Consider the following 13747-nt stretch of genomic DNA (forward strand, 5'->3'; position numbering starts at 1 on the left):
AGGAACATCTAAATCTACAATAGTTTGTTTTACATACGATTGCTTAAAGGCTTAGTGTGTGAATATAAACAGACGTCCCACATAGACTATTACTAATACGTCAAATTGACATGACAACTGTATTAATGAAGTAATACTAAACTGGTATACCTGAGACTCATTATAAAAAAATGCCAGTCAATAAAATTGACTGGCATCAACGTCCCGGAGGCATTTACAGTTAGTAATTGATTAGAACCTAGCTTCAAATCCTAAACGTACAGAACGAGGAGCTTGCCAATCATAAGCAGCGCCATACCATTCACTAACATTACCTTCACTAATTTCATAATGTTCATTTGAGTTTGTGATTTCTTGATTATCCAATACATTGAATACATTCAAAGAAGCCTTCATATCAACACCAGAAACAGTAAAGTTATAAGTCAAAGAAGCATCAACATTAAACAACCATGGAGTACGGCCTGCACTTCCACGAGGTGTAAAGTTATATACTTTTTCTGACTGTTGGCATTCTCCGTCACCGTTACTATCTGGGCATTGGCCAGTATAAATATAGAATGTATCACCATAGCTACCATAGACATCTGGATTGTCATCCGGATAACCACGACCGAAGGTAGACAATGGACGCCCACTATACAAACTCGCGTTGAATCCGAATGTCCAATCATCGTTTATGTCGTAACTACCAAACATTTTAAACGCATGACGACGGTCATTGGCTTGATAACCATAAGCCCCATCCATTAGAGCCGGGAAGTCAAAGTCTTGTGTTACACCAGCATCAGCTTGAACGATATCTGATTTAACAGCACCTTCGAAGTTACCCACGCTACGAGACCATGTGTATTGGAAACTCATACGGAAGTTATCGGTGCGGTAATCAAACTTAGTTTGAATCGCGGTATACTCGTTAACCCCTTTAGGCAAACCAATATCTTCAGCAGGAATAGTTGTCAAAGAGCCTGGATCAGGTTCACCATCGAAAAGGTCGTAATCACGATAGTTTCTTGGGTCACCATTACCATAATAATAGAAACCATCTTTATAAGAAGTCGCATCTTTTCCTGGTACAACTAACAAACAATATGGATAAGCAAACTCACCACAGTAATCATCAAGTGCGCTAGTTACCTCACGATAAATACCACGTACTGAGTAAGAGAACTCGTCATTAACAGCCTGTTCCCAACCCAAGATATATTCATCTTTAGCAAATGGATCTGCTTCTTGAGCCACAAAAATATCTTTTTGTGGAATAGTTGTTACTGAGTTAACTGCCTGTGAAGAATCTAGGTTACCGGTAATTGGCGCAGTTCCCGTTGGAACCCCCGCATTGTCAGCACCAGTGAATGAGTAATAAGTTGTCACATCACTCACACCAGATGCAGCACGATAAATAGTGTTGTTAGCTACTGGCAAATAATATGTTCCGAAAGTACCAAACACCTTAGTATTTCCATCACCATTAACATCCCAGCTAAAACCTAAACGTGGAGCAACATCAGTATCAAATTCATACAGAGTCTTACCTGTTATACCCGCACCTTCAAATTTGTCTTTACGTAGACCAATCGATAACAATAAGTTATCAGTAACTTGCCAGTTATCTTCGATGTAGTAAGCATTCAAGTCTGAATTGAAACCACCACCACCGACAAAGATACGATCACTAACATAATCAATTGGGCCACCAGTATTATTTGTATATGAAGTCCCTTGAATTGTCCCGGTATTTTCTAACGTATAGTAGGTCCAGCTATGACCACCAACAGGTTCAGTGATATTAGTTGATTCACGTTTCTGAATATCTAAACCGGCAGTAATTGTGTGATCACCTAATACATACTCTAAATCCAAACGATACTGAGTATTTTCATCATAGTTTTCACCAATCGAACCACCTTGACCACAACCTTCATATGGGTTAGTGACATCACGAGTATCATTTACAGAAGGACAATTTGGATCGGCACCAGGCTTCTCAGTTGTATATTGGGTTTCAATACGACCAGCCATTGCTGTCAAAGTCAAATCATCCGTTAAATAACCGGTATAACTTAAGCTTTGAGCTTCGCCACCACGTTTTCTCAGGTTAATTTCAGGCTCACCTGACTCACCAACACTGATTACGCCTGTATTAGCGTTGTAATTATATATTTCTTCCGTTGTATCGCTACGGTTAGAGTAAGCAAAATAACTTAAACGATGGTTATCACTAATTTGCCAGTCAAGTTTACCCGCCCAGAACAAGTTATCACCACCAGAAGAATCTCTTTTACGGAACTCATCTACATCTGTGATACGACGCGTTCCATTCGCATAAGCAAAGTCATCCTGAACTTCACGAGGGTTAACCATCGCATAGATAAATAGAGTATCTTCAATGATTGGACCCGCTGCGGAAATACTGAAATCTTTTTTGTCATAGGTATCGCGAGTAGTATCTCGAAATACTTTACCAGTACCACCATCACCACGAGAAATACGGCCATCGCTGCGAAGACTATCAGGGCTCCATGTAGCTGTTGCTGAAAATTCCCATTCATTGGTACCGCTTTTAGTTACTGCGTTAACCACACCACCAGTTGTACGACCAAATTGCGCTGACATACCACCGGTTTTAACTTGAAACTCTTTATAAAATTCAAATGGTACTGAACCACACCCTAATCCTTGGCGAGTATCAGTTACTTCAAGGCCGTTAATATAACAGGAGTTTTCTGCTACCGACGAACCACCAAAAGATGCAGTGTTACCAAAGCCTGAATCACCTTTAATGGTACCCGGAGCTAATAAAGCAACAGAAGTAATGTCTCGCGCAACTGGCATACGATCCAATTCCACTTCACCAATTACTAAACCGGAATCAGTTGTTGATACGTCAACAGCCGAAATTCTTGCTCCAGTAACTTCTATTACTTCAGTTCCAGAAGTTACAAAGTCAAAATTACTAGTACTATTTGAACCTAATTTTACACGTACCTTATCTTGACCAACAACCTGACCATTTTTCATTACCGTAATATCATATTCACCCGTAGGTAACTGAGAAAAACGATAACTACCATCACTATTGATGGAGATTTCACGACTATACCCAGTACTTGGTTCTGAAGCGGTTACTGTATATTGAGAATAGTCTTGAGCAACAATGGTACCAACAATATTTGATGTTGAATTAGCCGCAACAGCTGGCATTGCTAACCCAAGTGAAGCAGCAACAGCTAAAGCTGTTACGCTTTTCTTAAATGTAAACATGTATTTTCTCCCTGGATCACTAATTTTTAGTGACTGTGTTTGTGCCGCTTATAAGCAGCTTTTTATTTAAAGCAAGGTGATAAGCCTCTCTTCGATGATATACCGAGATAAAATGAAGGGTCAACCACCCTTTCTTAATCAAACTATTAAGTTCCTTCATTCGAATAATTAATAACCAGTCTTTTGTACATAAATATTTACAGTTATTTTATATCGAATAAAAACCTAAATTCTTTATTACGTGTTGTGGTAGCGCTGGAAGCGCTGATTTAGGTAACAAAAAAGTGGCCATATTAAAGAAGTCTTTAAAGATACGATTTGATTCCGTGGTGCGTTTTAAATATTCATGTCCACTCGAACCTCCAGTACCGATTTTACTGCCAAGCATGCGTTGCACCATCATTGCGTGGCGATAGCGCCAAATAGTTAAATTCTCATCAATATCTGTTAAACAAGTTATAAATTGATGAGCTAAATTAAAAATAGGCTCTTCTGAGTATTGCTGAATAAATAAGGCTGATAGCATTGCCTGTCGGGATAACCTGACCTGGTCTACTGCTTGTAACTGAGCGTAAATTTCATCATCAAACAAGGCACTAAAGCTGGATCGTGTATTAGCTAAATCCTTAAGCTCTACCTGTTTTTCAGCGTCGGTCAATGTTGGATTTGCATTGATAATTTCGCTATCACTATTAAGCATTTTTTCGGTAGCAGACTGATAATACTGCCAAAATTCAAAATCACCGAACGACAAAAACGGCATTCTTTCCAACCATTTTTCTACCAGTTCAAATAAACTGGGCTTTTGTTCTAACTGCTGTAAAAAGATACGGTCAGGATCATTTAATCGTTTAAAGAACGACTGTTTATCAAAATCGATTCGATATTGAGTTTTTAACCCTAAAGAAATTTCTAATATTTTAAATTGAATACTCTGAAAACCAGAAGCAGGTACCAAATAATCCCGGAAAGACAAGAAATCTTGGGGTGTCATGGTCTCGATAATACTGATTTGATCGTTTAACAACCGTTGGATTGACACAACACGTTTTAATCGATGTACCACAACGGTCAAGTCACGATCATCCACTTTAGCCTGCGAAAAAATATCAATAACCGTAGATAGTTCATGCAATATTTGCTTAAACCAAAGTTCGTAAACTTGATGGACAATAATAAATAATGTTTCATCATGAGCTGCCGGACCATACTTGGCACTTTCCGTTTGCTGCGCGGATAATAGTTTATCCAGTTGCAGATACTCTCCATAGTACACCGGTATTTGATTTTTCTTCATATGGTTACCTTAAAATTCATTATGGGCATTTACTCATAACAATAAACTTGCTATTACCCCTAGACAAAACCGTTAAAGCGATAATACTGTTTACTATTCAATTCGTTACGAGACTAACTAAACATGACTTTAGATGATGATATTCATAATTATTATGAACACTTAATTCTGGAACGCATTCAAACCTTAGGACTAGATAAAACCAAGAGCAGTAATTACCTTGCAGACTTATGCTGTTTGGCACTCAATCAGGTTCCACCACGCTATATTCGCTTTGAGGTCGACATGTCATTTTATCTTCCACAAAACGAACGTCAGCAAATGGAAATGAATGTCGCAGATGCCATAGATAAAGCAAAGAAATTTCTGGACCAAAAATCTGAATGAATTTTGGGTGGCAACCCCTCCAGCCACATCACGGCACATGAGTCCTTTGCTGCGGCTGCTCCCTTCCGGGCCTGACCGAGTCCACAAAGTATCATTGCGAGAGGACCAAAAGGGTCACCATTGAACACGCCTGTTAAGGCGGCGCGCATTATCTACAATGCAGCCCAATTATGCAAGCCAGTTCCATTCAACTGATTAATAACCACTCAAAAACCGTTCTTCAGCGATAATATTCGCTATCGTACTCGTGGCTTTATTTTCATCATCGGCGCGTTTAAATATACCCGATAATGTTTCACCGATACCTTCAATATGGTCACGTAATTTTGCAGCACTGCTATCCATCCGTTGATGATAGATATCGATCACACCACCGGCATTAATAACGTAATCAGGGGCATACAAGATACCTTTATCTTTCAGACGATCACCATGATGTTCTTCAGCTAATTGATTATTTGCAGCTCCGGCAATAACTCGTGCTTTAATATCATCGATACTATCGTCGTTAATTGATGCCCCTAAAGCACATGGTGCAAAAACATCAGCTTGAACCGCATGAATTTGATCGGGTTTAACCACAGTTGCACCAAACTGGGTAACGGCCTTATCCAAATTATCCGGAAAAATATCAGTTACAATTAGCTTGGCTCCTTCATTATGCAGATGCTCGGCTAAGCGATACCCTACATGGCCTAAGCCTTGAATAGCAACGGTCAGCCCATGTATGTCACTTTGTAATTTGTGCCTAACAGCAGCCTTCAACCCCATAAAAACCCCATAGGCAGTTGAAGGCGCAGGATTACCATCAGCTGGGCCACCATCATAACGAAACTTCGCTTCAATACCGCTGACATATTGAGTCCGTTGCCCCATCACTTTAATGTTATCCACTGATATTCCAGAGTCTTCAGCGCAGATATATTTACCACTCAGACTTTGAATAAAATCCCCCATTGCCAACATAATGTCATTACTTTTATCCTGACGAGGATCACCAATAATAACTGATTTTCCGCCACCTAATTTAAGGTTTGCCATCGCAGCTTTATAGGACATCCCTTTAGACAAACGCAGTACATCAGTGAGCGCTTCTGCACTGTTCATATAGGGCCACATACGGCATCCCCCCAAAGCGGGGCCAAGATTCGTATTGTGGATCGCAATAATGGCTTTTAAACCCGATTTTTTATGCTGAAAAAACGCGACGTGTTCATGCTGGTTATAAGCTTTATGTTCGAACAATGACATTGAATGCCTTTTATTATTGAGTGAGTAGGTAGGCTCTAATAGTAGCCTAGTATGGCGAGGACATATTTTGCATAATTGATCGTTCAAACTCATCAGATGGAAACTAATTTTTCCAAAAAACAATAAAAATTAGGAGTAAATTCCTATTTTTTTAGATTGATTAAGATACATTTTTTACGCATCCTTGTCGCACCGGAATTATGACTAGCTAAATATGAAACTAGACAAGTTTGATAAACAAATTTTACGCACCTTACAACAAAACGCGACTATCTCCATGGCAGAATTAAGTGTGCATGTCGGCCTATCACATACCCCTTGCTGGAGACGAGTAAAACGCTTAGAAAGTGAAGGGATTATATTGCGTAAAGTCACGTTATTGAGCAATAAAAAACTCAATTTAGGGGTGAGTGTTTTTATTTATGTGTCTCTTAAAAATCATGATGAAAGCGCATTGAACAACTTTGAAATTGCAGTACAGGATATTGACGAAGTCGTTGAATGCCACACTACCAGCGGAGACCGGGATTATTTATTAAAAGTCATGGTGGAAAGTATCGAAGAATACGAACACTTGCTAAAAAGTAAACTGACGCATCTCCCAAATGTCGATCATCTAAGTTCGACGTTTGCCTTGAAGCAAGTCAAATATACGACTGAATTACCAATAAAAGGTTAGTCAGTTGTCTCACTTGATGAAAAATAATGATCCAATAAAAGCGGTAGAACGCTGGTTAGATAATACCGTAATCGGCTTCAATTTATGTCCCTTTGCCAGTAAACCACGTCGTCAGAATCAGATAAGAATCATAAACAACGACGCTCGTAATGAAACAGACATACTTGCCGCTTTATATGAAGAATTATGTTATTTAACTGAAAATCCGCAAACATCAACCACATTATTAATTCTGCAATACGGGTTAAATAACTTCGATGACTATAATCAATTTTTACAGGCGGCTGATGATTTACTAATTGAATATAACTGGCAAGGTGTTTTTCAAATAGCCAGCTTTCATCCAGATTATCAATTTGGTGGCACACAACCTGATGACAATGAGAACCTCACAAATCGCTCTCCCTATCCAATTCTGCACATTTTACGAGAAGATGAACTGGAAAAAGCCTTAATGGATTATCCTCATCCAGAAAAAATTCCAGCACGCAATATTGCCCGTATGGAGCAATTATCTAGTGAAGAAATAGCAACACTTTTCCCATATTTGGACACAAAAAAAGTGCGACCATAAAGTCGCACTAAAACACCAAACACAAAGACCTAGGAAGATAAACCGTAATCACGTACGAGCTATCAAGCTGGTTGCAATATTGTTAATAAGTTGAAACCAGCGTTAACAATTTACCTTAACAGACTTCAAAAACAAGCACTCAACACCAATCAAAAAAGCTTCTTGATTTATGATTTTTCATTATCAATGCTGAGTTGATTAATCGTTGTACGACAAGATCAACGCTGTACGCAGCCGGCTACTACCAAAAGAAGACATTTTTTCAAAATCAGCCCGTGCAATAGGTAAGTATTGGCAATCAACTAAATCCTGATGCTTTTCATCAGGATCTGGATCGTGTACATAAAAACAATGCTCATCATAACCGGTGACAGCGACCCAATGAGGCGCTTTTTTGCGATCCATTCGATAGGTACTAATTAGCACAATTGGAACAGCGCCCCTGTCACATGCTTCAGTTAAGGTCATTTGTTCAATATTTTGATAAATAATGTCAATATTTTGCTGGTGTGCCTGATAAACAAAATCATTATGGACTTGTTCAATGACTGACTTTTTTTCATCACTGCGTACCCCATCAATAAATAGCGCACCGGACTGACTTATCCATACTTCGGGGGTAAATCCACGCTGGGCAGCGGCTAAAGCAAGACCGATAGGATGACATCCACCATGCCCTGAGGTCATAAAAATCGTGGTGGCTTCTCGCCATAATTGCAGTTCTTCGGTCAAATTAGGCTGGTATTGCGGTTTTAATCCTGCCATTGCCATCATTAATGCAGCAGGGCCACAAGTAAAAGGGGTACTTTGTTGACACCAGGGCAACGCTGTTTTTACCGCCCCTTGCTTATATTGACGAATTCGCTTTTGCATGCGTAAAGCGTCGGCATGATCATCATAATAATCAGGTAATAATCCAAATTCTTTGTAATCAAATAAATGATAAAACTCAATGGCACCAGCATTCGTTTGACTGACTTCAAGGCGAATGTACAGAGCCCCCCTTTGCTGCGCTAGTTTTTCTCCCTTTAGCATTAGCGCTTTACCGATGCCAGTTCGTCGGTGCTGCATATCAATTGCGATGGAATATAATCTAGCTAGACTGGTGCCGCGATGAAAAATGATCAACAAATAGCCCACACATTCACCATTTTGTGTTGCAACCAGAAAAATGACTTGTTCACTGTTTAAAAAACGACGCAAACTGCGACGACTTAATCGATCTGTCGCAAAACATTGTTTCTCTAACTTAACCAACGTGTCCAAGTGATCTAACCGGGCATGTTCAATTTCAATTTTGCTATTCATTATTATCAAGTAATGTCATTGCCAATATTCAAGCACAGAGCATACTCTGCTGTTAGCAAAGAAAATATGCCCGTAATAAAAAATACTTTATCAATGTGCCACTTAGCCTATCGACAGTGACGTAAGACAGGATTATCTTATGCTTTTAGTCATGGACCTCGAATTGAGGTTATTTAGCTTCCCTGTACATTTGGATTGATAATGACTTTTGCTAATGATCGTGTTTCAGCAATTAATTTAGGTGATATTTTTATCACTGGGTCTGAACATATAGAACGCCTTAATAACGAACGAAGCGTTCGTTATCGGGATGCGGTTCATATCCCCCTACCAGGAGGGGAAGTTTGGGTATTTGATTATGGCGTGATTATATTCTGGGCTGTTGATGAAGATGAACGAAGCGCATTATTGCACCGCTTACAGTTGGAAAACCATCCGATTCAAGCTGATAACCAAGAGCACTTTCGATTTATAACGGGAGGGAACGAATTACGTATTAGTCAGGATAAAATTGTATTGGCCGACGACGATCTGTTAAATCGGCTTGCGATCAGTCATGCCCTAGCTCAATCTCTTAAATTGAATGAATATGAATTCCAGGCACAACAAACCATTCAGAATTATGCCCATCTACCCCACGCGCTGGCTGAAACCGGTAAAATAGAACTTAGTCGTAAAGAGATCGCTAAAATACGCGGAAATTTGTTTAGTACCAAGAGTGATATTATCCTCCATTACGAATTACTCGATACCCCTAACTTTTTTTGGGAATATCCCGAATATGAAGCAACCTATAATGTCGCGGCCCGCTACCTGGAAATCCACCCTAGAGTAGAAATATTATCCAAAAAGCTCTCAACAATTCATGAACTGTTTGGCATGTTAGCCGATGAGCAAAAACACCAACATTCAGCCTTTTTGGAGTGGATTATTATTATCTTGATTGCCATCGAAATAGTCATGTTTGGCGCTCAAGAAATACAGGCAATGCTCGGCTAAGGCCATTGCCTTTTTGATATTTAGACGAATTAACCTAGAGCGCCTTTTCCATGCGAAAAGCGCTCTCGTTATCCGCATAATACTCAGCTAATTCAGCCACCGTAACGAAGCCAAACTGTTGATACAAGGATTGTACTTTATGCTGTGAACAGCGGACTTCGAGCCTGACTTTTGAATAACCACGCTGTTTTAATTCACGTAGCATTGCCTCAATCAGTTGATTGGCAATCCGCTTCCCCCGATATTCGGCTAACACTGCAATGGAGTATAATCTTGCCGAACGGGGATGGTTTGGCATTAACGCCATACAATATCCCACTATCTGGCCGTCTAGTTCCATTAACCACGTTTGCGCTTTTGCTTTGTTTAACAAATAGCGCATTTGGCGGGGTGGTATTTGATCAGTCACAAAACATTGTTGTTCAATCAGACTTAATGTTTTAGCGTCTGCCAAATTGGCGACTCTGACTTTCATCACTATTTTTCGCGACCACGCTGCTCAAGACGATGGGCAAATTCTTGCATAATGATTTTATATAATTCATTGCCTAAATAAGCGTCTTCCACTTTATGATCAATGCTTGGATTATCGTTAACTTCAATGACGTAAACTTGGTTGCCTTTTTGTTTAATATCCACACCATACAATCCGCGCCCAATAATAGAACAAGCACTAAGGGCTGCATCCAGGACAATTTTAGGCACTTCAAAAGTCGGTAAGGTTTCAAAACCTCCCGACGAAAAACGTTTGGCACCATGATTATAAATTTGCCAATGTTTACGTGCCATATGATAGCGGCAGGCATAAATTGCACGTCCATTTAGTACGCCAATACGCCAGTCAAAATCGGTATATAAAAATTCCTGAACCAGCACCAATGCAGTACTACACAGCAAATCATCAAGCTTGTTCTTCAATTCGCTGCGATCTTCGACTTTAAATACGCCTTTGGAAAATGATCCTTCCGGCATTTTTAACACGATCGGATAACTGAATTCTTGCTCAATATAATCTAAATCCTTATCCGTGCTACCGATAACCACTTTAGTTTTCAATGAAGGGACTTTGTTGTAACTAAAGGCATCATGCAAGAATACCTTATTGCAGCAACGTAATATTGATGTGTAATCATCAATGACCACCAATCCTTCCTGTTCAGCTTTACGCGCTAATCGATAGGTATGATGATCAATTGCAGTGGTTTCCCGTATAAACAACGCATCATATTGAGCAATCTGACTAAAGCGCACCGCACTGACCGTTTCGGCATGGATACCTTCTTTAGCTGCAGCTTTAATAAACTGTTTAATCGCATCCTTGTCACTTGGCGGATGTGTTTCATCAGGATTAACTAAAATAGCCAAGTCCCAACGCTGACGACGCTGCGACCCGCCATGTCGCCAGACATTGCGAGTAAAAGTCAGTAAACGCTCTTGAAATTGCTTCTGTTGGTCATCGTTCAATTGGCTTAACCCGGAACGACGCACCTGAATACGCATACCATTGGGATCTTTTGAAATGGACAACGTTAAAATCGGTGAAGGATATTTTTCAAATGCCTGACGGGCTATTTTTTTCCAGTCTTCCTGTTCTGTCCAACCAAAAAAGACCATAATTTCAATAATATTGCCATCGACCACCTGACCGATTTGCTCACTTGGCAAAGTCACTAGAATACCGGCTAAGCTATCATTTGACATATCACGTAAGTCATTGATAGTACTAACATTAGGTAGTACTTTATGGCGTCTGGCTTCCGCCAGAAGCGAACAATAGTAACCGCAACTTAAATAATGTTCGGTATCACATAAATTAATAATGCGGGTCTTGGGTTCATTCAGTTTTGGATAATCAGCCAAATAACTTTCAAAACTGATAACCGTTAATTCACTGTCATCCAGCAATAGATTTGCTTTGTCTGCAACGATAATGGTTTTATTCATCTCTAAACTCATTTATGGAGATGGTTACTGAGCACTGCGTCAGCGGCAATTCGCTAATAATTAGTTCAGCTTTAATTATAAGTTCTTGTATTTCACTCATGTGAAGTGAGTTCAACAGAAAACTAGTGTCATTATTACCTTACTAAGCTTTATGCGTGCTGAATATCACCTATTTACCCTGCTGGCAATAGATAAATCCAACGCAATGAAAATTGTTTTAATTGAGTACTTTAAATAAAGAATAGAATGTCAGAAATGACAAAACGTATATGTTGGAGTGCTGATAATGAAATATTATCGGTATGGTGACATAAAAATGCCGTTAATAAGATAACGGCATTACTTAACTATTAATATCCTGATTATATAAACGCGATAGAAATTAGAACGTCCGATTATACTGAGCTGACACTAACCAGGCATTTCCCTCAGACTTAAATTTCCATACACCACCAGAATTATCGGCTTCACTAAAAGTCTGCTTATCGCCTTTCAAATACGCTATTCCTACATCAATTGATGAGTCTTCGCTTAGCGCATAATTGGCACCGGTTGTGAACCATAACCGATTAGTATCGGGAATAGAAATAGACAAATGCTGCTTGGACGGAGTTTTATCGTAAGCAATACCAGCACGCAGTTTTATGTTCTGATTGAGCTTATAATCGGCTCCAATCGCATAGCGCATTGCATCTTTGAACCCTTCTTCCTTACTAAATACCTGCCCATCGTCAAATTGACTTTCAAGCTCTGACGAATAAGCCTGCAACGCTTGAAAACTACTCCAGTCTGTCCACAGAATACTGTAGTGCAAACCGGCTTGTTCAGAGAGTTGATGAGTACCTGAAAATTCTAATGTAGCAGGCAATTCCAATTCTAAACTTGCAGCATATTCCTTACCATTTAAGCCATTATCAAAAAGGCCTGGTATGTAAGGTAACTGATTACTGATTTTACCAGTAAAGTCGATGTCTGTGGCAGCTCGATAATGTAAGCCTAATCGATGGCCTGGCGCGACATCGTAGGCGATACCAACATTCCAACCATAGCCATTATCATCCCCTTCCAAATTAATCGATTCAGTCGAGGCAGGGATAGTAATTCCATTCGCAGCAAGGGCATTACTAATATCGCCAAAATGACGAATAATCTGCGCGTCTGCGGAAATATAGCTAATACCCGCCGCTATGGTAAATTGCTGGTTAACTTTGTAGGACAATGCGGCATTCAGGTTCATTGTGGTAATGTCACTTTTACCTGCTAATTGCCCGGCTGCATAGTTGGGTTCAAATTCAGTCGACAATCCAAAATTGGAAAATACTCCCAATCCAAAAGCCCATTTTTTATCAATAGGCAATACGAAGTATGCTGCAGGGATAATAGCGTGATCAGCAATACTGTCGTCATTCATCGCACTCACATTGGAATAGGCCGGAGCGCTTTGACCCTGTAAGCTGACATCCGGCTTAACGTAAGTGGCAGAAAGGGAAAATTGACTACGACTGAACTGTGACATCAAGGCTGGATTGCGGGCTATAACAGAAGCATTTTCAGCAATCGCAGCTTCACCAGCAAACGCACGTCCTAAACCCGACGCGCTATGTTCAGCTAACTGAAAAGCCGCGGCGAAGGTATCTAAAGATAAAGTGGCTAAACTGATTGCCAGAAGTGTTTTTTTAAGTTTCATAATATTCTCTTTCTACTACAAAGATTGAACGTTAACCTGATCCACGTCGAAGCGGACATCGCTATCAATTCTTTATCCATAAAGTTTAAATATTATCAAATGACCGAAAAATGAGCGGACTCATTTTTATTTGAATTGCTCTCGACGCAGTGGAAGCATTAAAAAACCCGTTACTATTTTTTACCTAAATAATAACGGGTTATTAAATAATGGCGGTGAGAGAGAGATTCGAACTCTCGTTAGGGGTTAACCTAAACACACTTTCCAGGCGTGCGCCTTCAGCCACTCAGCCATCTCACCAAATTCGTTACATTAAACACAGTAATATCTACATATTTTCTGCGTTGGCGCACTATT

Annotated in this window: 11 protein-coding genes, 1 tRNA gene and 1 other RNA gene; 4 read left to right on the forward strand and 9 right to left on the reverse strand. The window is 39.8% G+C overall.

Features of this window, described 5'->3' with window-relative positions:
* Positions 1-231: 231 nt before the first annotated feature.
* Together ACTD55_RS02700 and ACTD55_RS02705 are read right to left on the reverse strand one after the other, a co-directional pair.
* Positions 232-3264 carry a TonB-dependent receptor gene (locus tag ACTD55_RS02700; protein WP_438862763.1) on the reverse strand — a complete coding sequence of 1011 codons (3033 nt, stop codon included), beginning with the start codon at positions 3262-3264 and terminating at the stop codon, positions 232-234.
* A gap of 208 nt (positions 3265-3472) precedes the next feature.
* The gene (locus tag ACTD55_RS02705) at positions 3473-4561 is read right to left on the reverse strand and encodes a tryptophan 2,3-dioxygenase family protein (RefSeq protein ID WP_438862764.1); all 1089 of its coding nucleotides are present in this window, start codon (positions 4559-4561) and stop codon (positions 3473-3475) included.
* Positions 4562-4684: 123 nt separating this feature from the next.
* Between ACTD55_RS02705 and ACTD55_RS02710 the strand changes: the two genes are divergently transcribed.
* A complete protein-coding gene (locus ACTD55_RS02710; protein ID WP_438862765.1) occupies positions 4685-4948 on the forward strand; it encodes a late competence development ComFB family protein in 264 nt (87 codons plus the stop codon).
* Between the two features lie 14 nt (positions 4949-4962).
* On the opposite strand, the gene ffs is transcribed toward ACTD55_RS02710, so the two are convergent.
* Both ffs and ACTD55_RS02720 read right to left on the reverse strand, forming a co-directional pair.
* Positions 4963-5059, reverse strand: an RNA gene (gene ffs / locus ACTD55_RS02715) — signal recognition particle sRNA small type.
* An 84-nt stretch (positions 5060-5143) separates the two neighbouring features.
* Positions 5144-6199, reverse strand: coding sequence for a Leu/Phe/Val dehydrogenase (locus ACTD55_RS02720; protein ID WP_438862766.1), 1056 nt, complete (start codon positions 6197-6199; stop codon positions 5144-5146).
* Between the two features lie 214 nt (positions 6200-6413).
* On the opposite strand from ACTD55_RS02720, the gene ACTD55_RS02725 reads away from it, so the two are divergent.
* A complete protein-coding gene (locus ACTD55_RS02725) occupies positions 6414-6878 on the forward strand; it encodes an Lrp/AsnC family transcriptional regulator (protein WP_438862767.1) in 465 nt (154 codons plus the stop codon).
* 16 nt (positions 6879-6894) lie between these two features.
* Entirely contained in the window at positions 6895-7452 is a 558-nt protein-coding gene (locus ACTD55_RS02730; protein WP_438862768.1) for a DUF1415 domain-containing protein, read from the forward strand.
* 198 nt (positions 7453-7650) lie between these two features.
* Here ACTD55_RS02730 and ACTD55_RS02735 read toward each other — a convergent pair whose 3' ends face one another.
* Complete coding sequence (locus tag ACTD55_RS02735) at positions 7651-8760, reverse strand: GNAT family N-acetyltransferase/peptidase C39 family protein (protein ID WP_438862769.1); 1110 nt, start codon at positions 8758-8760, stop codon at positions 7651-7653.
* Between the two features lie 201 nt (positions 8761-8961).
* Between ACTD55_RS02735 and ACTD55_RS02740 the strand changes: the two genes are divergently transcribed.
* Complete coding sequence (locus ACTD55_RS02740; RefSeq protein WP_438862770.1) at positions 8962-9759, forward strand: RMD1 family protein; 798 nt, start codon at positions 8962-8964, stop codon at positions 9757-9759.
* Between the two features lie 34 nt (positions 9760-9793).
* Here ACTD55_RS02740 and ACTD55_RS02745 read toward each other — a convergent pair whose 3' ends face one another.
* The 4 genes from ACTD55_RS02745 to ACTD55_RS02760 all read right to left on the reverse strand — a co-directional run bounded on the left by ACTD55_RS02745 (position 9794) and on the right by ACTD55_RS02760 (position 13690).
* Entirely contained in the window at positions 9794-10234 is a 441-nt protein-coding gene (locus ACTD55_RS02745) for a GNAT family N-acetyltransferase (protein ID WP_438862771.1), read from the reverse strand.
* A 2-nt stretch (positions 10235-10236) separates the two neighbouring features.
* A complete protein-coding gene (locus tag ACTD55_RS02750; protein WP_438862772.1) occupies positions 10237-11703 on the reverse strand; it encodes a RimK family protein in 1467 nt (488 codons plus the stop codon).
* 382 nt (positions 11704-12085) lie between these two features.
* A complete protein-coding gene (locus ACTD55_RS02755; protein ID WP_438862773.1) occupies positions 12086-13390 on the reverse strand; it encodes an outer membrane protein transport protein in 1305 nt (434 codons plus the stop codon).
* A 210-nt stretch (positions 13391-13600) separates the two neighbouring features.
* Positions 13601-13690, reverse strand: a tRNA-Ser gene (locus ACTD55_RS02760).
* Between the last annotated feature and the right edge of the window lie 57 nt (positions 13691-13747).

It is taken from the genome of Neptunicella sp. (genome assembly GCF_048268085.1).
Taxonomy (GTDB): Bacteria; Pseudomonadota; Gammaproteobacteria; order Enterobacterales; family Alteromonadaceae; genus Neptunicella.

Bases quoted from the DNA above. Each gene is read 5' to 3' on its own strand.
- ACTD55_RS02700 (WP_438862763.1), bottom strand. From the start codon at position 3,264: ATGTTTACATTTAAGAAAAGCGTAACAGCTTTAGCTGTTGCTGCTTCA.
- ACTD55_RS02755 (WP_438862773.1), bottom strand. From the start codon at position 13,390: ATGAAACTTAAAAAAACACTTCTGGCAATCAGTTTAGCCACTTTATCT.
- ACTD55_RS02735 (WP_438862769.1), bottom strand. From the start codon at position 8,760: ATGAATAGCAAAATTGAAATTGAACATGCCCGGTTAGATCACTTGGAC.
- ACTD55_RS02720 (WP_438862766.1), bottom strand. From the start codon at position 6,199: ATGTCATTGTTCGAACATAAAGCTTATAACCAGCATGAACACGTCGCG.
- ACTD55_RS02730 (WP_438862768.1), top strand. From the start codon at position 6,895: ATGAAAAATAATGATCCAATAAAAGCGGTAGAACGCTGGTTAGATAAT.
- ACTD55_RS02740 (WP_438862770.1), top strand. From the start codon at position 8,962: ATGACTTTTGCTAATGATCGTGTTTCAGCAATTAATTTAGGTGATATT.
- ACTD55_RS02725 (WP_438862767.1), top strand. From the start codon at position 6,414: ATGAAACTAGACAAGTTTGATAAACAAATTTTACGCACCTTACAACAA.
- ACTD55_RS02750 (WP_438862772.1), bottom strand. From the start codon at position 11,703: ATGAATAAAACCATTATCGTTGCAGACAAAGCAAATCTATTGCTGGAT.
- ACTD55_RS02710 (WP_438862765.1), top strand. From the start codon at position 4,685: ATGACTTTAGATGATGATATTCATAATTATTATGAACACTTAATTCTG.
- ACTD55_RS02745 (WP_438862771.1), bottom strand. From the start codon at position 10,234: ATGAAAGTCAGAGTCGCCAATTTGGCAGACGCTAAAACATTAAGTCTG.
- ACTD55_RS02705 (WP_438862764.1), bottom strand. From the start codon at position 4,561: ATGAAGAAAAATCAAATACCGGTGTACTATGGAGAGTATCTGCAACTG.